We start from the raw sequence: 20,488 nt of genomic DNA on the forward strand, positions 1-20,488 counted from the left end.
CTTGTCCGTGCATGTAATACCTTTGGAGAAAATATATCGAGCGGTAACGGTCGCATGGGGGCGCCCGTTTTTTATTTCTGTCGATACTTCGATCCGGTCTACGAGGGAGGTCACGATCTGGCGCCGGGTCTCAAAGGTATCCTCGTTAGCCAGTTTATCTCGTAGCACCCGGAGCAGTTCTTCGGCCGAAGCAAACTGGGATACAAGGTTATCCTCGGAAGCAATCAGCTTGTCCAACTCTTTGAGGCGCTGCCGGAGGTGTTTGGTTTCCTGGGCGATCTTCGAGAACTGCTTCTCCACGTCTGACGATGAGATGATGTTTCTACGATACAGGTCCAAGATCGGCTGCTTCTCTTGGTCCTTCGCGGCTATAGCCTGCTCTATCATTGACTTCTCGGCAGAGTAGTTTTCCTTTTCGGATTTCCGAACCTCCATACCGGCAGCCACTTCTGCCAGCGTTTCACCGGGATCGTTGATGAAACGAACGCAGTCTTTCCAGACCGTGAGTTCTATTTCCTCCATAGGGAGGTTTTTTGACGCGCATTTGCCGCTATACTTTCCTCGGTAGGATATCTTCCCATTACAGACGTAATAAGCCTTCAGAGCGTCTTTAGGCCCTTTGTAAGCCGTTCCAGTGTAGGTAAGGCCACACATTCCGCACTTGATTAACCCACGGAGAAGATATTCCCGCTTAGCGTTTCGAGTCGCTTCAATCTGATTGTTTTGTAAAGATGTCTGGGCGGCCTCCCAGATATCCTCCGAAACGATGGCGGGTACCTGTCGCGTGATCGTATCTCGTTGTTTTTTTGAGCGCTTTCCGTACACATGAACACCTTTGTACGTAGGGTTGACGATCATGTTCCGGACGCGGCCGGGTAGCCACTGGCCGGATGTGGCGACTTTACGCTTGCCGGAGGTAACAAGCCGGTTGTCCTTCGTGTAGGAGGGAGGGATGCCAAGAGCATTCAGGTAATCGGCAATCTTAATCGTTGAAAGCCCCTGGGCGGTGATCTGGTGATAAATCATCCGGATCACATCGGCTTCACTCAAGTGGTGGCCGGGGAGGGGGTCATCGTTGATCTCCAGGTAGCCATCAACGACACGGTAGCCGTATGGGACTATCCCGCCAAGCCAGCGACCTTCCCGGGCGGCCCGGTTGGCGCCGTGCCACAGGCGGGTGACAATTGTATCCCGTTCAAGGTCGGCTACTCCGGCAAGGATCGTAAGAAGGAAACGGCCAGAGGGGTCACCTGTATCAAAAGGTTCCGTCATGCTACGTACAATGACGCCGATCTGCTCTAGATCATGAACGGCGTTGAGGATGATGCGGGCGCTTCGACCAAGGCGGTCTAGCTTATATATGAGCAATACGTCGAATGGCTTTTCAGTAGCTTCTTGGACGAGTTTTGAGCCCTCTGGACGCTGCTCCAGGGGGATGGTGCCGGAAATACCGTCGTCTATGTACCATTTAATGATCGTGTGTTGATGAAGGTCGCAGTATTTGCTGCCGAATTCAATTTGGTTTTGAATAGTGCCTCTGTCGGCTTGGTCGTCGGTGGAGACACGGGCATAGATGGCGACACGCATGGTAATCACTCCTGGTGATAGAGTAACAAATAAGTCGGCAGAAGAACAAATGTACTATAAAAAACAAATCAGTGGAAAAAGAATAAGCATAAGTGTATGCCAATCATTTTTACAATAAAAAACCCCTCTATTTACTAAGAGGGGTTTTAAAAAGAATGAGAAAATCAGACTGCAACATCTGATGATGTATAACAAACACTTGTAACATGGTTGCTAGCCTGATAACTAGCAAAGGTATTGTGAACATTGGTTAGTTCAGTTAAATCAAGCGTATCTCCATTGTGAAGGATGGCATTGTCTAAGTTTCCAAAATATTCTACTTGATATAAAGCATCTAATTTAACGAAAGAAGGTCTGAGAAAAGGTGGGCGATAGGAGGTAAGTCGTCTATTAGATGGCATAAGTAATTTGTGTACCTTGTCAGCAATAGATGAAACGTTAAGTAATTTTACACTTCCAGTGGTTTGATTAGCTTCAATTACTAGAAATGTACGTTTGTATAAACAGGTTCCACCATCCGCATAGTCCATTTGTAGCAGTAGCCCATGTCCGTCCCTTATATTCATAAGCTACATTATCACTATTCCTTTACTTTCATCTTTATAAATCACGTAAGAAGATTCGTCGCCGACAAATTCTGACAATTGGCTTAGTAAGGTTTCGTTGATCTCTATTTCGTTTGGATTATAATAAAAAGTATATCCATTAATTACTTCGAAACTATCATTGTAGTTCTTTTGCTCATTGTAGGCAGTTAACATTTCTCGAATAGCAGGTAAATCAAGTTCTTTTAGCTGTTCGATACTTATTTGACTTAGTATTTTAATAGGCCTATTTCCGATGATTGAATAGTTATAAGCTATTTCCCAGCTTTTGTGAAAGTGATTTAAGTTTGAAAGTTCCCGAGCAGTTAGGCCACCAAAAATCTCCACCGCAGTTTTTAACGTATCTTCCTGTTCACTAGAGAGTTTTAAGTCGGATAAATAAGCGTCAGATACATAGCCGGAGCAATCATTCTTATATCTTTGCCTCACACATTCTACTACAGATCCGTTTTCAAACGCGTATATGGGATCTTCAAAAAGAACATCATCTGTTTTTGCTAAATGAATTAGCTGTGCAAAGTACAATAGCTTTTGAAGCCTCATATTTCCATCAAACGTATTTCTGGGTTTATCATGGCCAAATCTGACAAACCATTTAGCAAATTCAATAGCGCTCTTGGTTTCAATTGTCATAAAATGTCACCTCCTGCTCACGATTAGGTTTATTGTAACTTTATGTTAACAGTATATTCAAGTAGTTTCAAGTAGTTTCACGCAGTCTAAAGCATTTTCAGGAAGGCTTCGCGAACATAAGCGATTTCTGTCGAAGCATAGATTAAGTAAATTAATAAAGGAAACAAAGTTCGCAGAAGTATCATTCTGCGAACTATAGTGGTACAATGGGGGCACAGAAGTCCGGTGAAAAGGAGGATTAAGGCCTGAAAATGAGTTCGCAGAATGTATTCGCATCTTTCCTGGAGTTACAGAAAACTCGTCTCGCCGTATCATCGGTCCAGGCCTACGAGCGAGACCTCCGCGATTTCGCTACATGGTTCGCCCAGACCAATGGCCAGGAGTTAGGGCCCCAGGCCGTCACAAGCATCGACATGCGGGAGTACCAATCCTGGCTGCAGACGGTTGCCGGACGGAAGCCCCAGACGGTAAACCGACGGCTGCTTGTCATCCGAATGTGGCTGGCCTGGTGCCAGGAGCAGGGAATCATCGGTCGCCTACCGGGCATGCCGCGGCCTGTACGGGAGCAGAAGGCTGCTCCCAAGGCGCTCGAACGGGTGGAGCAGAACCGTCTCCTTAGAGAGGTGGAACGGCGGGGGAGCACTCGAGATCTGGCATTGGTACGGCTGCTTCTCGGCGCCGGACTGCGGATCAGCGAGGCGGTTGGACTGAGACGAGAGGATGTAACGATGGGGGAACGTAGCGGCTATGTTGTAGTATCCCAGGGGAAGGGGAATAAGCGCCGTGAAGTCCCGTTGCCAGCCGAGACACGGAAGGTATTAAAGGTGTGGCTGGACGAGCATCCAGGGGGACCGTGGCTGTTTCCAGGTCGAACAGAGCGCCACCTTACAGCGCGCCAGGCGCAAAAGATGCTGGCACAATTGGCAGTCTTTGCGCGGGTAGAGGTGACCCCCCATGGTCTGCGTCACACGGCCGCCACTAACATGCTGTCCAGTGGTGCGGACTTGGTTACGGTGGCGGAGATATTAGGGCATGAGAGTCTGGATACGACGGCGAGATACACCAAGCCATCGGCGAGGAAGATGGCTGAGGTGGTGGAGAAGGGGGAGGTATAAAAAACTAACCATAACCTCACCGGATAAAACCGAATCAGGTTAGAAGGAAAATAAAAACAAATATCGAAATGGGAAATTAGTTAGGAAGAAAAAGACAATCAACTGTTAGAAATGGTGAAATCCAAAGGAGTTGCTTTGCTTGTTTAATTCTAAAATGAAAAAAGAAGCAATCAAACAATTAACAGCAGTAGGTCAGGAATATGCTACAATAGGAGAGAAAGTAAAAGATAATTCCATACTACTTCTTAAACAAAGACAAGATGCTTCAACCTGTATTAAAGAAGTTGAAAGTTATATTAATCGTCTAGCTAATACCCCTAAAGAATTTCAAAGCAAATTTGAGGAAATAAGAATTCAGGTAGATAAGTTCCGGGCGATTCTAGATCTTCAATTTGATGATAAAAAAGCCCAACAAGTCACAGGAAGCGTGTCCGGTGCGGGAGTTGCAATGGGTGCAGGTGTAGCTGCTTTCGGTCCGAGTGCTGCTATGGCGATTGCCACTACTTTTGGAACGGCATCAACAGGCACAGCTATATCAGCACTTTCCGGAGCTGCTGCAACAAATGCAGCATTGGCATGGTTGGGCGGGGGAGCCCTCGCAGCCGGCGGCGGGGGAATGGCCGCTGGAAATGCATTGCTTGCAATGACGGGTCCGATTGGCTGGGCTATTGGTGGATTGGCCATTACAGGCGGTGCCGTCTTTATGAGAAAAAAGAATAAGGAGATTGCACTGAAAGCGCAATCAGAGGCGCTAAAGATAAGCAAGTCAATAGCCGTATTAAAAGCAGCAGATCTGGAAATATCCCGACTGACTATATTGACGCAAGAACACTCAAATAATCTGGCCAAACAACTAGCTCTTTTGGAGCAGCGCGCACCGTTGGACTACAAAGATTTTGACAATGACCAGAAATATGAGATTGGTGCTTTAGTAAATAACACACTGGCATTATCTGAGTTAATAAACAAAAAGGTAGGGTATGCGAATTAACCATGAATGCACATAAAGTTGCAGGCGACCAAGTTGTCGGGGCTGTAGTTGACTACATAAATCAAGAGCGGATGGCAGAGTTAAATCGACAACTCTCTGAAATCCTGCAAAACGAAGCGTTATTAACAAACGTACAAAATGAAAAACTGATTGAAGCGCTTCAATACGTTGAGAAGGTTAGAGAATTTCTTGACGCCCCAAACCATATTTTAGGAAATGATTTGACCAAACACGGTGAAATTGCGGAGCAAATTGAAGTAAATATTCGAAATGCTTATGACCTGCTCGAAGGATGGAGTACGAAAGCGACCTTTGAGGGGGTTGGTAGAACAGCTCCGGAAGACTACCTGATAGAAGGTATTAAAGTTCAGTCAAAGTTTATTAATGGAGTAAATAATAACCTAAGTCATGTACTTGAGCATATGGACAAATACACTGAGTTTGGTAGGAATGGTTCGTACTATCAGATCCCAAAAGATTCGTATCAAACGATCGAAGAAATTCTCAAAGGCAATGTACCGGAAGGTATAAGTGAACGAAATGCCCAAAAGATACTGGAAAAGGTTCGGGAAATCGAAAGGCAATCAGGCAAGAGTTTTGCAGAAGTTGTGAGACCTTCTATTTCCGACTATGCAGAGGTGCAACCGGGTAAAGCTGATGATACACTTTCTCGTCATGAGAATGATTTGAAACACAGGAATAAAGAAAAAGTAAAAGATATAAAAGATGAATCTGATGACTTACGGGAACAGGCTCGACGTGATAGTGGTCCTAGCATTAAAGAGGGGTTGAAAACAGGTCTTATTGGGGTACTTATTGGTGGAGGATTTAGTGTAACTCTTTGTGTTTTTAAAAAATACAAAGAGGGTAAAAAGATCTCTAATTTCAATTCAGACGATTGGAAAGACATTGGGGTCGATTTTACCAAAGGAGGTACCAGAGGAGGAATTGCTGCAACGGCAATTTATGGATTGACCAACTTTACAAATATGAGTGCTCCACTGGCCAGTGCTTATGTTTCAAGTGCTTTTGGTATTTCGAAACTATGTATGGAATATAAAAAGGGATATCTCAGTTTTGAACAACTCATCGAGCAGGGAAGCATAGTTTGCTTAGAAACAGGAATAGTTACACTTGGTGCAACGATGGGGCAATCAATTATCCCAATACCTGTAGTCGGGGCATTAATTGGAAGTTTCGCTGCGAGTACGGTAGTGAGTTTGGCGAAAAAACATCTCGGAAAAGAAGCTGCCAGACTGGAAAAAGAATATAATACTAGATATTCGAACATTCTAAAAAAGCTCGATGTTGAATACAGAAAAATTGTAGAAGCAATCATGGCAGAATACAATCGACTTGGGACGATTACGAAAATGGCTTTCGATTTCAACAGTAACGTGCGTTCTCGTTTTGAAAATAGCCAGCAATTGGCATTCGCTCATGGAGTTACCGGAAGTAAAGTATTAAAAGATATAAATGATATAGATAATTATTTTTTGTTAAGATGATTAATCCTTGCATGCATTTCCGTAAAAAGTAAAGCGGCTAAGGTTTTTTCATGGAAGTGCAGGTTTTTTTAAGTGTGTTGTGTCAGGTGGCAGGGAGAAATAGCTTGCCTAAAGAAAAACCCTATGACGAACCTTTTTTATGTTCATCAAAAGGGTATCAGTTCTGAAGCCAGGGCCAGTTTGTTTTTGAGTTGTGCTTGTGAACCGGCTGAGAAAACGGGTGTTTGGTCTTGAAAAAAAGGTAATGGGGTTTCTATTGTCTATTCTGCTTGCAGTATCATTTGCCATGCCCGCACTGGCTCACCCTGGCCGCCCGGATGCCAGCGGATGTCACACCTACAAAACGAACTGAGAAAAATGGAGACTCAAGTATGGCGAATACCACTGTCACAGGTCAACCACCCAGGAGAACATCCATAGTAAATGGCAGGGTGATAGCTACGGTAGTGGGGGGGGCGTCTACTTCCGGATCATCGGGTTCAGCTTCCTCAAAAGTGGACAGCACGGCTGTTCGGGTCTACCAGAATGACAAATACCTCAGCGATTTCGTTAGTACATATTACGGCATTGAGTTTGCGAAGCACTATCAGAATGCAAAAGTCGTTAATGCTGTTACAGGGCTGTAATCTGGCACAATTATAGCTACCATGTCTTCCAGGAAGGGAAATACCTGAATTCGTTTGAGACTCTGGAGAACGCGATCAGCTACGCAAAAGAGTACGCAAACGCTGTCGTCAAAGATGGCCAGTGCGGATGTTCGGTTTGGGCGAATTAGTGGAAGCGCCCTGTCCTCAAGTGAGGGCAGGGCGTCTTTATTAGGTATCAATAACTAATATGGTATCAAGAGTTATACAATTCACTGAAAACATCTTCAGTAATTTCTTTTGTATGCTTTAAAAAATAATCAAGGACATAACTTGGCTCAAAAGACTGTCGTTCTAGATACTTAACTAAACCATAAAGTCCCAAAGGGCGATTAATAAGCCTTATCCAGTTGGGATAGTAATTAAATACTTGATTAAGAACACTACCGAGTTCTGGATCTGACCACGAATATATAGATTGATATGAAGGTTTCAGAGTTTTATCAGCTAAAAACTTTTCATAAATCTTATTTATAAAATCATCTTCCTTATTATAGTCAAAGTACTTATAATCATACCTTTGAACTACGGCTCTGTATTTTTCTTTTTTCTTGTATTTTAATACAAAAAAACGAACCTGCTGAATGGTGTAATTTGTAAAATCTATTTTAGAAATTTTAGAAATGCAAATATTAAACTTATCTTCAAAAATAGCTTGTTTAGGTAGGTTACTATCAAAAGCAATAAAGTTGTTAGGACTATCAAAAATAGGAATAGAAGGTGACAAATTAATCCTGTTTGTATGATTATACCTATTAATACTATTAATGGTGTTATTATTGCCAATTAATTCAAGGATTAGAGACTCAATTCGTTCTTGGTGTTTTCTAATACTATTCAATTCGGTAATTATCTGAATTAATTTTTCGTCCATGCTAATAACCTCCTATTAGTTAATTATAATATCGGTTTGCGCTGTACGACTTATATAAAGCCTCCCTATAAATCAACCTGCAGGAGCAGGAGAGGATGTGCCTTGGTCTAGCGAATCTTTACAGAAACGCTTTAGGCCCTTTTTGGCCAAGTATGTAAAAACAGCCAGGAAAAATAAAAAGACTTTCTCGTCTCCCCAACCAGGTGGAAGCATAGTAGCGAACGCGACAGGGACGAAGCTCTCGAAAACCTTATATAAGTCAGCTGTTTCTTTGTTCAAGTCCGGCTTTTTGCACAGGACATGATAGGCCTTCTGCCGGACTTCTTCTGCTAGCTCCCTTCCTTTACGGACCAGTTCGGTTACAGCAGATTCAAAGGATACTCGCATGAGCCAAGTAAGATTCTCGGAAAAATCATAGTTTAGAAGACGCGGATTATCTGGCGGTGTGGTATCAATTTCAATGTGTCCTAAGTCTAGTTCCGAACGAGAAACCTCGTTGCCCGAGACGGTCTTTTCGGCAGCCCTAGCAGGAATGAATGTTTCATGGGAAGGAGTTAGTAAAACTCGTCCAATAGCATCTGTCCTAATGACAGGGAGACGGGGACTTATTTCGATATCAACAGCTTGATTTAAATGTGGTTCACTGGCATTGATGACAAGAGTTTTTGATAGTTCTTCCTGTGTAATATCAAGTCTCCTTTTTTCAGCAGTTGAAGCAATTTGCTCAACCATGGAGTTCCGTTGAGCTTCAAGGATATCTTCAGCCCCATCAGGGGTAATGGGTGCAAACGGTGCTTTGGATGATAAAGCTTTATCCTCGGAAAGAATGTGGGCAACTATGCCAAGATGAAGGGTAATGTCCTCCTCATCAAAACGTGAGGCCCTGTCAATAGCGGAACGGATCAACGATTTCAGCGTTTCTTCCGAAAGCTGCTTTTCGACTCCCATCTCATCCAAACAAATCTACCTCCTTGCCCATCCTCCGTTTAGTTAGACTAATCCTCCGGCTCCAACACCCGTTTATAGTAAGACCCCGACGTATACAATGCTGCTGCTGGATTATGTCCGAGAACCCTGTCCTTCACGATCAAGGTTGTCACCGGCGCCTTAGAGTGCTTCATGAACAGAGCGTCGTGTCCGACGCAGAGGCCGATGATGACGTTCAGCCCGCAGCCTTCCTGGTTCAGGAGTTCGGCTTGCAGGATGGGGTTGCAAAGGGATTCGTGATACCCCTTCTGGAGTTTCAGGTCTTCGGGGATGCCGATTGACCGTTTGTCCTCGGCACCCACCTTGCAAACAACGCAGTGGCCAGAGAGCCCTTTCGCTTTAAGGATCTTCATGAACACTTTGGCCTCGTTGATCAGGCCCACGCAGGTTGCCACGCCGACTTTCTCTGCACCAATACAGTGGGCGAACTCAATGATTTCTTCGACCCGAGTGAGTTTGCCATAAAACCGGCCCTCGATTTCCGCAGCGGCACGGGCGATGAGGGAGACCTCCGGATCGTATCGGTACTTGTCGTTGATGTCTTCAATGAGATTTCTGTCAAGGTTTGGGGTAGGGCAGAACTGGGGATAGTCACCGAGTAAGCGGTAGCAATTGTACACGCCGCAGTCGGAACAACTGAGTTTGCCCTTGGCATCCTTCACAATAAAACCTCCTTAAGAATACATACATTTTTTGCACTTTCCCCTTTTAGTGCTAAGTTGATATATGGACATATCCCCTTCACTGAATATGCCGCCGCATAGTTCACAATGATAGCGTTCAGAAGACTCTTTAGGCAGTTCAACTGGTTTTTGCGGTTGTTTTATGACCGGAGTTCTAGAAAATAAAGGTGTCGTTATTGCGAATCGGTTTGCGGGTGAGGGCTTGGTCATCGACGAGATATTCTGTAGTGCTGTTTTAGGTACAGGCATCGATTGCTTTACCTCTAGCCATCGCTCTTTCCAGATCTCTTCTTGCTCCAAATACCAGACATGCTTTTTGTCTGAGAGACGGATATTGTCCAATGTGCCTTTAAGTGTTGCTCCTACCCGGAAAATACTAACGCAGCTATCTAGGATAAGAGAGCGCATGAACTTAATTTCTTTGGTTTCAGTATCAAAAAAGCATAGGGAGCAACCCGATTCCTCATCTGCTGGCAGTTTGAAAAAGACCTTACGTTGCCAGCGTTCAAACCAATCTGACACGCAGAACTTGTCCAAGCCTGAAGAAGACATGAGCGCTCTTTCGGCAGGGCTTTTGAAGACTACGGTTCTTCCATCTGGCTCGAAATCAGGGAACCGAGACATGGAAATGAGCCACATCGTATCGATATCATTCGCTTTGAAGTAATCAAGTCGAGCCTGGAGTTCTCTTGACTTCCACTGGCCGCAGAAAAACTCCACTGCCCGGCGCCTGCCATCATTCAGTCGTATATGTATTCCACAAGTGCTCTTTAGCGCTGGCAATGGATACTCCAGTTCGACCGTTCCTGCGTTGCCGATTCGTTCTAAGAGGAATTGGTACAGGAGGGCTTTTGCCCGCATGTATTCTGCTGATTCATTGCTGCCGGGGCAATCTGATTTGTTACGGTGACCAAAATGATGAATATACACTTGGCCGAATCGGCAGATAACCGGCTGTCCACATATAGGACAAACGGCTCTTTCGTTGCAGAGAGCGCGGAGTTCTTCCTTCCGGTTATCCCATCGTGGATCGGTAGCCGAGATCTTTTGGCCATCTAGAAGTGCGGTGAGCATGGAGGCCTCTTTCAGATGTAGTCAAGTTTATAACGCATATACCATCCGTTGTTAATGGTTGGTAATTAATCGATTCTAGTATGTGCTTGAATTTTGATGGGTAATAAAATCCGGAGCATTCAATACACGTGGAGTTTTTACAAGAGGTTCGATTAAGGGTATTTCTTCTTTAACTGATACTCCCAATTCTTTAAATTTACGCGCAGGAATTAGTACGCTTCGTTCTAATGAACCTACTGAGTGATTAAATTGTATAACTGCTCGGTCTAAGCTTTTTTGTACATTGGTTAGATAACCAGCAAAGGTACAAATTCGGTCGTACAAAGTTTTACCGAGATTGCTTATTTCCTTAGCATTCTCAGCAATTTTTTCTTGATTCCACCCATAAGCAACAGCTTTAAGTAAAGCGATTAAAGTAGTAGGTGTTGATAAAATTACTTTATTTTCTACACCAAACTCAATTAATTGCGGGTCTTGCTCTAATGCTGCACTAAAAAATGTTTCACTGGGAAGAAATAGAACAGCAAACTCAGGCGTATGCTGAAAATGCTCCCAATATGATTTGCTATTTAATTTTGTTAGATGCTCTCTTACCTGACGAGCATGGTCTTTGAGCTTTAATATTCGGTGGGCATCGTCAGAAGTTTCTAATGCTTCCAGATAGCCTTGGAGAGGTACCTTTGAATCAACTACTATGATTCTGTTATTGGGAAGACGAATAACCATATCAGGGCGCAAGCGAGAATCATTAGTATTTACTGTATGTTGCTGAACAAAATCACAATATTCGATCATCCCAGCTATTTCTACAACTCGTTTTAGCTGTATTTCGCCCCAACGTCCTCGAACTGATGGTGTACGCAGTGCTTTCACTAGGTTAGATGTTTCCATTCGTAATTGTGTCTGAGATTGCATGAGTAAACTAATCTGTTCAGTTAAGCCCGAATAGGCAGATATTCTGTTAAATTCTAATTCTTGAATCTTGTTATTTACTTTGGTAAGAGAATCTTGTAGGGGGAGTACTAGAGCGTTTATTGATTGTTGTCTCAAGTCTATATCTGCTTTCGCAGATTCTTGGTACTTTTCAAGTGTTGCTTTGGCCAATTCCAGAAAAGATGCGTTATTGCTGCGAAGAGCATCAGATGATAAGGACTTAAATACATCGGATAGTTTGGTCTGAGCCTCATTAATTAAAGCTATCTTTTCTTCTGAAGCCTTTCTTTCTTCCTCAAGTCTGGTTTGTAATTCACTTAGTTCCACTTGTAATTGAGTGTTTTGTTCTTGTAACTTAACAATAAAATATTCTTTTTCTGCGATGTTTTTTTCATATTCATCTATCGCTAGTGATTTGCTTTCAGCAGAGACTCGTAATTTAGTTTCTTTAAGCAACGCTTCCTGCAAATTACCAACATGACCTTCTAAACTAACGATTTGTTCCTTGGTAATGTTGATTTGACGCTCTTTCTCTTCAATTAATGATTCCCTGTTTTTTAACCGTTCAATAAGAACTGCTTGTTCTGAAGAAAATTCATTTTTACCCTTTTCGTAAGCTTGGTTAACTTTAGAACTATAGAATATCCATGTAACTAAACAACCGACAAGAATACCTAAAAAAGCATAAATCAAAGAATTATCCATGTTCAAAAACACCTCCAATTAATTTTTCAAATAATAATAAAGTATAACTTAAAAAACAAAAGTCCCTCCTTACAAGATTATAATACGAAGCATGACGCTTTTTGTCGAAATGTGTCAGAATGTCAAAAACACCCTCTCGGGTGTTTTTTTGTCTTCTACGCTAACTTAAATAAGTCCGCTGCCTCTTCAATTGTCGTCCTCTGCATGTCCAGCCCGACCACATACCCTATAGTCGGTAAATCATAGATGATGTGCTTTATCTCATGGCAGAACACCCGGTACTGGGTCTCCGCATTGATGTTCCCGTTCATAACAAGATGGTATCTCCCTTTCCGGCTGACATACACGAACGCATATACCTCCGGCGTTAGATTGCCAATGCTTGTCCGAATATCAAAGGCACTCATGACATCATGAAAGGGAATTGAATCATCAATCAGACTTCGTATCAGTTGTTTGTCAAGGATGGAGAGGTTCAACGTAGACATGCCTCCCTAGATGGTCCTGCATCGTTATAGACTAATCAATCTTCTTGAGCTTCTTCATCCTCAATGGCCTTGATAATCCGAATGATCTTCTTGATCCCATCGGGCGACAAGGGGCGTACCTGTTTGAACAGGAGTTGGAGGTCTTCGCGTTCTTTTAGTTCGGCAAAAAAATTAAGAAGTTCGGGGTCGTCGGTTAGGGCTGCTTCAATTGTTGCGACTGAAGTGTTTTGAGAATAATTTACAGTACCAATTAGCTGTTCTAACGAGACACTAAAGTAGGCCGCAATTTTTTTTACCGTTTCAAAATCTGGTTCTCTACGGCCAGTTTCCCAAGAGGCAAGTGTGGCTCGTTCTACTCCAAGAATATTGGCAAGTTCTTCTTGGGTCAAACCTTTATTTGTCCTTAAATGCTTTAGTCGAGCATTAAATGTGTCCATTTGGCACACTCCTTTGCTTCAAGAGTAATGATAGTATTCCAGGACTTCAATGGTTGTTACCATAAGACACAAAAATCGAAACAAACCGTTGACTGTGCCTTAACGACACAATATAATTGTGTCAAAAGGACACGGGGGTGTGTAAATGAGGGATGAACTTATTGCTGCGCGTAAGACAGTAGGTTTTACTCAGGAACAAGTAGCTGTTCTGGTGGATATTGATCGTTCGTTTTATTCACATATTGAACGTGGAACCAAAACCCCTTCACTGGAAGTTGCCCTTAGAATAGCTAACGCTGTCAACAAAAAAGTGGAGGATATTTTTTTGCCCAATAAAGTGTCAGAACGACACAATCCTCAGCATGAAGTTGAGGCGAGTTAATTGGAGGTGGCCTTATGCCCAGGCGGCCAGATCCCATTGAATACCGTGCCGTCTATGGCACGGACCCCAGTAAGAACGCCGAGTTGCTCCGCAAAGTCATCGATATCCTCAACCGGAGTGAAGCCATGAAGAAAGCCGAGCAGCAGTTGGCGGAAAAGGACAAGGAAACGGCGTGACCTGTTTGCTTGTGGTTTTTATAATAACCTATTTTTGGTAGAAACGGGAGGGTTATATGCAAGCCGCATGGCATGTCATGGACCGGGAAATCCGGCAAACCCGGTCGTTGCTGAGTCGAAGAAAGACTGATCTACAGTTTGAACTGTACCGGGCCATCGTAGACCGGGCTAGCGACGAGGAAAAGTCCGTTGCCGCCAAACGTCTGGATCAGAATCAGTTCAAGCTGTGCAATATCAACACCCAGGAACAGTTCATCCAGACACACAAGCTATCGGAACTGAAAAAGCACCCGGACAATCCGATTTTTTACGGTCTAACGCCTCGTCATCGCCAGGCGCTGATCGTGAAATATGCGGGCGGGAAGAGTGTTCAAATGGCCCAGCAACTCGGAATGACCGTCGAGAGTTACCGGCAGGCGATCCGCGAAGCGACCGGGATCATACAGCTAAACGCGGCCGCCTTACAGGAGGCACATTCCCTTGGGCTGACCGAGGAACAGACGGCGGTTTACATCAGGTTGTCTACGCTGGAGCGGTCTATCTATGTACGGTTGGACCAAAAGCCCAAGGACATCGCAAAGGAACTCGGAGTCAGCCTTTCCCGTGTATACGAGGCGGTCCGAAGGGTAAAGGCCAAGACAGAAGGCCAGTAGGGATAATGGCGATGCAAGAAGGGAGGGGGGAGCGTGCAAAAGGAAACGATTGACCTATTCCAGTGGTATGTGGCCTGTGTCCGCCAGACAGGACAGGAACGGCTGCTCTGCGCCACGATATGTACGCAGGCACCTCCCGAACTGAAACCCTATCTCAAGGTGGATTCGCTGCACCGGGAAGCGGTGGTCAACGCCGGTAAGTCGCCTCGCGTTGTATCAGAGCCGGTGTTGCCAGGGTACATACTCGTAGGTCTACGAAAACAGGCCGGTCTACTGGAGTACCTGGAGGCGTTTCTATCCGGGGTTCCACTTTACCACACTGGATATAAACTTCGCCCGATCTCAGCCGCAGAAGCAAGGTTCTTTCAGTCTCTGACTCAGGATCTGAGTGTCCAGGTAAACGTGAAGACGACGGACATTTACGCCTGGACGGTCGGACAGTCCATTGAGGTCGATGTGCCCGAATACGGCCGCTGTCGAGGCGTGGTCAAGCGTATCCAACAGGATGGCCAGCTTACGGTGTGGCTCCACGGCTCTCTGGTCACCACGCTGGGGAATGCCGCTGTTCGATTAGTGGTGCAGGCAAAAGCGCCTGTGGCTCGGCGGGTTCCGAGAGGAAAGGGCGAGGTTGACTGCGCGGCGGAAGCTTGGGCAGACCTCATGCAGCCGGAGTTTTTCAATCCCGACACGATTCCATATGCATCCAAGGCGAAGTAACTGACAGAAAGGGGAGAGCCATGCTCACAGGACGACTGCGGAAAACTGTGCCTTCCAGGCCACCGATGCCGGCCGATCTGGCGGTGGTCAACCAAGAAGAGAGAAAGGCGAATGTGGCCGGGTTCACGTTGGTGAAGAAGCGGGAGAAGGGGGCGGCGCAGTTTACCCAGGTGATATCCCGGAATGTGCTGTACCTCACCAGCAACGACTACCTAACCACGTCCGAATCGTCCTTCCTGTTTCATTTGAGCGCCGTGGTGGAGATGTGTTCTAACGCCCTGACGAAACATGTTCAACAGGGGGAAGAACGGAAGTCCACCGGAAAATACTTCACCATTGCCGAACTGGGGCGGGCGTTCGGGTTCTCGCGGGAGCATGTCAGTCGTGTTATCGGGCGGCTCATTGAAAAGGGCATCGTCTATGAACTGGTCAACTTCCGGGGGGTCAAGCGTCATGGCCGGGTGGTGGAGGAGCGGCCACTGTTCGTCAACCCGGAAATCATGTTTGCAGGCAGCCAGAACCGGATCAACGCAACCTTATGCCGGATCGTCATCAATGACGATTTTTTGGAGAAGAAGGGAATGAAACTTCCCTACAAACTTTGGATTCGACCCGGTGAAGAGTACGGGCGGCTCTATCCCCGGAAGCGGTACATAGAACTGAAGCAAGGCTGCGCCGCTGAATAATCCTGACGTTTTTTGACTAAGACCGCACAGGGGAAGCTCTGTCCATAGGGTGTGATAAAAAAATCACACATGTGTGACGAAAACGTCACACCCCCAAAAGTGCTCCCAGCCCTTGCCGGGCAAGGGTTTGCAGCCATTCGGCAGCGGTTCTCTCTTCTTACTCTTTAAATATACAACGGCAGTCGGTTTGGGGAGCAGGAGCGGTGAATTCGAGGAAGTGCGGTCAGGATAGACGGGATTTTTTCCAGTGAAAAAGGAAATCGGGTTGCTTGGGAGACCCTGGCGCCGGGTTCGGGACATTCGGGTGGCATCGGCCAGGGTAAAGCGGTGGGTACATCGGTGGCGTGTAAGTTTCTGGACGACAAACGAGTAAAGGGATTTTGACAGAAACATCACACGTCGCCGATGGGTGGCCAAGAACCCCAGATAATCAGGCATTCTTCGGGGTTAAAGACTGATAAAAACATCACACCTCTCGACAGACAAGCCGGAAAGCCTGATTTTATAGGGTTTTCAAGGGTCGGACGTGTGACCGAAACATCACACCCTCTGAACAAAGCAAAGGCAGCCGGATTTCCTTTTTCACTGGAAAAACCAAAACGATTATAGCAAATCATCATCGACAGAAGGGAGGGGGAGAATGCTGGCCGTGCAGATTGACCTCTTTCAGCCTCAAGCAACAGAACCGGCAATGGGTGATGCAAGAACGGCGGAACTGAGGGGGACCGTCCGGCGGATTATCTTTCAAAAAGGCGACTTCTATATCCTCGCTATTTCACCGGAACAACGGAAGGAGACGGTGACGGCAACCGGGGAGTTCTTCAATCTGGCCCCGAATGACTCCCTCATCCTGTGGGGCGAATGGGTGGACCATAATCGCTTTGGAAAACAGCTAAAGGTGACCCGTTGGGAGCGACCGCAGCCGACCAACGAGGCCCAGCTCCGCGAGTACTTGTCCAGCGCCTTTATTAAGGGCGTCGGCAACATCAAGGCCGCCCAAATCGTCAACGTTTACGGCACAAATGCGCTGGATATCATCCTGGAGCAGGGACCGAAAGCGTTGGAAGCGATCAAGGGGATTGGACCCCGGCAGGCCGAGCAGATTTACAAAGCCATCCGGGACCGGCACGAATTGCATCGGGTGGTCATGAACCTGCTTCCATTGGGATTCACGCCGAAGCTGGCACAGCGGGTGTACAAGAAGTTTGGCAGCCGGACCATCGATATTGTGAAGACGGACCCCTACCGGCTCACAGAGGTGGACCTGATCGGCTTTTACCGGGCCGATCAGATCGCCGCCTCGGCGGGCCTGCCGAAGGACGGCGACGGGAGAATCCAGGCGGCCATCCGCCATGTCGTGGAGGAACAGACTTCCAGCCTGGGCCATTGCTGGCTCCCTATGGAGGATGTCATCGAGCAGTCACTCATGCTCCTGAACCGGGAGGCTCGTTCGGTGGAGCGGCAGCACGTTGAGCAGGCCCTAAGCCGGTTATGCACCCTGGCCGACGACAAGGGTCGGACTGTGCTGGTACAGAACGGGCAGGTAGTGTATCCAAGCTGGCTGTATCAGGCCGAACAGCGTCTGGCGGAAAACGTGCAGGCGATGGCGGGTGTCCGAACCGACCCGTCTGCCAATCTGGACAGACACATTCTCGCCTATGAGCGTGCCACCCGGATTGAACTAGCGCCGGAGCAATGGCAGGCGTGTCGGGCCATCTCTCAGACGGATCTGTTGATTTTAACGGGCGGTCCGGGTACAGGTAAAACGCAAACAACCCGTGCTGTTTTGTATGTCTTTGAAAAACTGCATCCCGAAGCGAAAATCCTCCTGGCAGCCCCCACCGGACGCGCCTCCCGGCGCATGGCCGAAGTCACTGGCCGGGAGGCGGGAACGTTGCACCGGATGCTAGGCATCGGCAAGGACGGCAAAGCCCAGTACAACCGGGACAACCCGCTTCCCTGCGACCTGCTTGTGGTCGATGAATCCTCCATGATGGATCTCTCGCTGGCCTACCGGGTATTCGACGCCCTGGCGCCGGGGACGAAAGTGCTGCTGGTGGGGGACACGGACCAGTTACCGTCCGTGGGTCCGGGGAACGTGCTGAAAGACCTGATTGAGGCCGGTTGTCCATCGGTCCGGCTGACCCGGATCTTCCGTCAGGCGGAACAGAGCCAGATCGTGCTGAACGCGCACCGCATTAACCGGGGGCAGGCGCCCCAGATCAATCCGGCCAAGGGAGACTTTTTCTTCATCCGGCAGGAAGACCCCGAAAAAGTGGCCGACTTGATCGTTCGGTCCGTCGTGCGGCTGATCCAAAAAGGGATGGGCATTGAGGACATCCAGGTGCTGTGCCCGATGAAGAAAGGGCATACCGGGACGGATAGCCTGAACCGGCGGTTGCAGGAGGTTGTCAATCCGGCGCGGGGCAATGCAGCGATGGAGGAAATCACTTACGGCAGCCAGGTGTTCCGCCTCCGGGACAAGGTGATCCAGACAAAGAACAACTACGGCAAAGGCGTATTCAACGGTGACATCGGAACCATTGTGTCGGTTGGAACGGTGCAGACGAACAGCGACGATAGCGATTCGGAACCCGCGGAGGGCATTGCGGTCCAGTTTAACGGCCAGGAGGTCGCCTACACACAGGACGAGTTGGGGCAGTTGGCGCTGGCCTACGCCATCACCGTCCACAAGAGCCAGGGAAGCGAGTTTAAGGCCGTAATCGTCCCCATCACAACGCAGTCCTACGTCATGCTGGCAAGGAACCTTCTGTATACGGCGGTCACGCGGTCCAGGGAGATGGCGGTCCTTGTTGGGACGGACAAGGCCCTTTGGATCGCCGTCAAGAACGACAAGGTGAGCCAGAGAAATACCGGATTGAAGGAAAAACTCAGGCCTTTTAATTCATGCTGAGATGGATTTATCCCTATATCATCTATGTTTCTCGTCTATCGCCCAGTTGTTTGACACCGATCACAACGCCAGTATAATAAAAACTGTGAATGGTTTTTTGGTGAATCCCGAATCGAAAATTTGGGTTTTTCACCTCACAAAAACCGTAGTGCCCAAGGTATGCCCAAAACGAGGCAGGCGCGACTTGCTGGAAGTCGAAAGCGCAGGCCTCAACATCCACAGAAATTTGGGTTTTTGACCTCACAAAAACCCGGTGCCCAAGGTGTGTCCAAAATTGAGGCGACGGCGGTTCCGCTTGTCGAATGCAGCGGCCTCTTCCCTAGGAAACTGTATCGAAAAAAATTTGGGTTTTTGACCTCACAAAAATCCAGCGCCCAAGGTATGTCCAAAAGTAAGTAAAGCGCCCCGGCTCTCCAAAAAAGCCGGGGCGTTATGATTGCGGAGCCGATTTTTCTGCCATGGCAGGGAAGTCGGCTTTTTTGTTTGAGGGGCGAAAGGCACCTCTGCAATAACACCAAGTGATTGAAGGGGGTGAACTACAAATGAAAATGAAGAAAAAAGTATTGGTTATTCTGGCTCTCTGCCTAGTGGCCACGTTCCTGTTTTCCGGTGTTGCCTCGGCAGCAGATACCACTCCTAGCACCGGCAACGTCAACGTTAGCGTAACCGGGGGCGTGGAAAAACAGAGCCTTGAAACCGCTGGGAACAAGTTCTTGACCGCAGTAATGTGGGTCATGGGGATCCTAACCATTGTTTGCGCCGTTGCGATGGCAACCATCGGGGCCAAGATGGCGGCGCTCGGTTCGAATCCGCAGAAACGCGCCGACATGATGATGGGCTTTCTCATGGCCATGGGCGGCACGGCGATCTGTGGCGGCGCCTGGTTTCTTACCTCAGTGGCACTCGGTATTTTCCAGTAGAAAAAGAGGCGATTTACGATGGGGGGCATGTATCACCTTCCACTGCAAATGGATGGGGAGGATAAAGTTGTAGGTGGTATCGTCAGCCTGCGACAACTAGCCTACTCCCTTTTAGGGTTGTGCTTGGGTAGCGGATTCGGCTTCACAATTTACTCGCTAACCGGTTTTGTTCTTCCTGGTTTTCTCGTAGGCATTCTTCCGCTTGGGGTAGGCCTCTACATGGCCTTCTGGAAAGTGGACGCCTTCGGGATGACCGCCGACCAGTATTGGCGAAACCGGCTGGCCTACGCCTTCCGTCCCAAAGCGTTCCCGTACATCCAGGACCCGGCGGCGATGTTGCCCACCCAGGAGAAACGGAGGGGTTTGCAATGATTGCTGCTGCTGGGATCATTGCGCTGCTGGCCGCCATTTTTGGCGGCGTTTTCTTTTTTGAGAAGCGAAAGCAGCGGCGAAGCAAAAAGGAGAAGCCCGACATCCCCAGCGCCCAGACGTTCCTTAAGATTGAGGATATCCGGCACAGCGCCATCAACCTGGGCGGGAGTGAATACCGGGCGGCTATCGAGTGCGGGTCAATCAACTACTTCCTTCTTTCGGACAATGAGCAGTCGTCCGTCGAGTCGGCTTTCTCCCGCTATCTTTCCGGCCTGACGAGGCCCGTACAGTTTCAGATTCAGACGCGGCAGGTGGACATGCGCTGGGCGATCAACCAAATCCGGTCGAATGCGGCCCGGCAGCAGAACCCTGTCCTGCAGGGCTACGCGGAAAACCTGGCCGGG

Annotated in this window: 22 protein-coding genes; 12 read left to right on the forward strand and 10 right to left on the reverse strand. The window is 47.4% G+C overall.

The window, feature by feature from the left end:
- The 3 genes from GTO91_RS16680 to GTO91_RS16690 all read right to left on the reverse strand — a co-directional run.
- The coding region (locus GTO91_RS16680) for a recombinase family protein (protein WP_161259861.1) at positions 1-1,587 on the reverse strand (1,587 nt) is incomplete at its 3' end.
- 164 nt (positions 1,588-1,751) lie between these two features.
- A complete protein-coding gene (locus GTO91_RS16685) occupies positions 1,752-2,117 on the reverse strand; it encodes a hypothetical protein (RefSeq protein WP_161259862.1) in 366 nt (121 codons plus the stop codon).
- A gap of 39 nt (positions 2,118-2,156) precedes the next feature.
- The gene (locus GTO91_RS16690) at positions 2,157-2,825 is read right to left on the reverse strand and encodes a Panacea domain-containing protein (protein WP_161259863.1); all 669 of its coding nucleotides are present in this window, start codon (positions 2,823-2,825) and stop codon (positions 2,157-2,159) included.
- A 251-nt stretch (positions 2,826-3,076) separates the two neighbouring features.
- On the opposite strand from GTO91_RS16690, the gene GTO91_RS16695 reads away from it, so the two are divergent.
- The 3 genes from GTO91_RS16695 (at position 3,077) to GTO91_RS16705 (ending at position 6,439) form a co-directional block, all read left to right on the forward strand.
- On the forward strand, positions 3,077-3,940 hold the full coding sequence (locus GTO91_RS16695) for a tyrosine-type recombinase/integrase (protein ID WP_161259864.1): 864 nt from the start codon (positions 3,077-3,079) through the stop codon (positions 3,938-3,940).
- Positions 3,941-4,079: 139 nt separating this feature from the next.
- Positions 4,080-4,931 carry a hypothetical protein gene (locus GTO91_RS16700; protein ID WP_161259865.1) on the forward strand — a complete coding sequence of 284 codons (852 nt, stop codon included), beginning with the start codon at positions 4,080-4,082 and terminating at the stop codon, positions 4,929-4,931.
- A 2-nt stretch (positions 4,932-4,933) separates the two neighbouring features.
- The gene (locus tag GTO91_RS16705; protein ID WP_161259866.1) at positions 4,934-6,439 is read left to right on the forward strand and encodes a hypothetical protein; all 1,506 of its coding nucleotides are present in this window, start codon (positions 4,934-4,936) and stop codon (positions 6,437-6,439) included.
- A gap of 840 nt (positions 6,440-7,279) precedes the next feature.
- Here the strand turns inward: GTO91_RS16705 and GTO91_RS16710 are convergent.
- From GTO91_RS16710 to GTO91_RS16740, 7 genes are all read right to left on the reverse strand, one after another.
- A complete protein-coding gene (locus GTO91_RS16710) occupies positions 7,280-7,957 on the reverse strand; it encodes a hypothetical protein (protein WP_161259867.1) in 678 nt (225 codons plus the stop codon).
- A gap of 72 nt (positions 7,958-8,029) precedes the next feature.
- Positions 8,030-8,914, reverse strand: a complete 885-nt coding sequence (locus tag GTO91_RS16715; RefSeq protein ID WP_161259868.1) for a hypothetical protein — start codon at positions 8,912-8,914, stop codon at positions 8,030-8,032.
- Positions 8,915-8,952: 38 nt separating this feature from the next.
- Complete coding sequence (locus tag GTO91_RS16720; protein ID WP_161259869.1) at positions 8,953-9,606, reverse strand: DUF1847 domain-containing protein; 654 nt, start codon at positions 9,604-9,606, stop codon at positions 8,953-8,955.
- A 12-nt stretch (positions 9,607-9,618) separates the two neighbouring features.
- Positions 9,619-10,701, reverse strand: coding sequence for a competence protein CoiA (locus GTO91_RS16725; RefSeq protein WP_161259870.1), 1,083 nt, complete (start codon positions 10,699-10,701; stop codon positions 9,619-9,621).
- Positions 10,702-10,776: 75 nt separating this feature from the next.
- The gene (gene rmuC, locus GTO91_RS16730; protein WP_161259871.1) at positions 10,777-12,339 is read right to left on the reverse strand and encodes a DNA recombination protein RmuC; all 1,563 of its coding nucleotides are present in this window, start codon (positions 12,337-12,339) and stop codon (positions 10,777-10,779) included.
- Between the two features lie 155 nt (positions 12,340-12,494).
- Positions 12,495-12,818, reverse strand: coding sequence for a hypothetical protein (locus tag GTO91_RS16735; protein ID WP_161259872.1), 324 nt, complete (start codon positions 12,816-12,818; stop codon positions 12,495-12,497).
- Between the two features lie 44 nt (positions 12,819-12,862).
- Positions 12,863-13,264, reverse strand: a complete 402-nt coding sequence (locus tag GTO91_RS16740; protein ID WP_161259873.1) for a helix-turn-helix transcriptional regulator — start codon at positions 13,262-13,264, stop codon at positions 12,863-12,865.
- Between the two features lie 145 nt (positions 13,265-13,409).
- Between GTO91_RS16740 and GTO91_RS16745 the strand changes: the two genes are divergently transcribed.
- The 9 genes from GTO91_RS16745 to GTO91_RS16785 all read left to right on the forward strand — a co-directional run.
- Positions 13,410-13,646, forward strand: a complete 237-nt coding sequence (locus GTO91_RS16745) for a helix-turn-helix transcriptional regulator (RefSeq protein WP_161259874.1) — start codon at positions 13,410-13,412, stop codon at positions 13,644-13,646.
- A gap of 14 nt (positions 13,647-13,660) precedes the next feature.
- Positions 13,661-13,822, forward strand: a complete 162-nt coding sequence (locus tag GTO91_RS16750) for a hypothetical protein (RefSeq protein WP_161259875.1) — start codon at positions 13,661-13,663, stop codon at positions 13,820-13,822.
- 56 nt (positions 13,823-13,878) lie between these two features.
- The gene (locus GTO91_RS16755) at positions 13,879-14,475 is read left to right on the forward strand and encodes a TrmB family transcriptional regulator (protein WP_161259876.1); all 597 of its coding nucleotides are present in this window, start codon (positions 13,879-13,881) and stop codon (positions 14,473-14,475) included.
- A 33-nt stretch (positions 14,476-14,508) separates the two neighbouring features.
- Complete coding sequence (locus tag GTO91_RS16760; RefSeq protein ID WP_161259877.1) at positions 14,509-15,192, forward strand: hypothetical protein; 684 nt, start codon at positions 14,509-14,511, stop codon at positions 15,190-15,192.
- A gap of 20 nt (positions 15,193-15,212) precedes the next feature.
- Entirely contained in the window at positions 15,213-15,878 is a 666-nt protein-coding gene (locus GTO91_RS16765; RefSeq protein ID WP_161259878.1) for a cyclic nucleotide-binding domain-containing protein, read from the forward strand.
- Between the two features lie 640 nt (positions 15,879-16,518).
- Positions 16,519-18,792, forward strand: a complete 2,274-nt coding sequence (gene recD2 / locus GTO91_RS16770) for an SF1B family DNA helicase RecD2 (RefSeq protein ID WP_161259879.1) — start codon at positions 16,519-16,521, stop codon at positions 18,790-18,792.
- 542 nt (positions 18,793-19,334) lie between these two features.
- A complete protein-coding gene (locus tag GTO91_RS16775) occupies positions 19,335-19,712 on the forward strand; it encodes a hypothetical protein (protein WP_161259880.1) in 378 nt (125 codons plus the stop codon).
- Positions 19,713-19,760: 48 nt separating this feature from the next.
- Positions 19,761-20,084 carry a PrgI family protein gene (locus GTO91_RS16780; protein WP_235919669.1) on the forward strand — a complete coding sequence of 108 codons (324 nt, stop codon included), beginning with the start codon at positions 19,761-19,763 and terminating at the stop codon, positions 20,082-20,084.
- Positions 20,081-20,488: hypothetical protein (locus tag GTO91_RS16785; RefSeq protein ID WP_207709044.1), on the forward strand; the 408-nt coding region annotated here is incomplete at its 3' end. The genes GTO91_RS16780 and GTO91_RS16785, both read left to right, overlap by 4 nt.

The organism is Heliomicrobium undosum (assembly GCF_009877425.1).
GTDB classification, from domain to species: domain Bacteria; phylum Bacillota; class Desulfitobacteriia; order Heliobacteriales; family Heliobacteriaceae; genus Heliomicrobium; species Heliomicrobium undosum.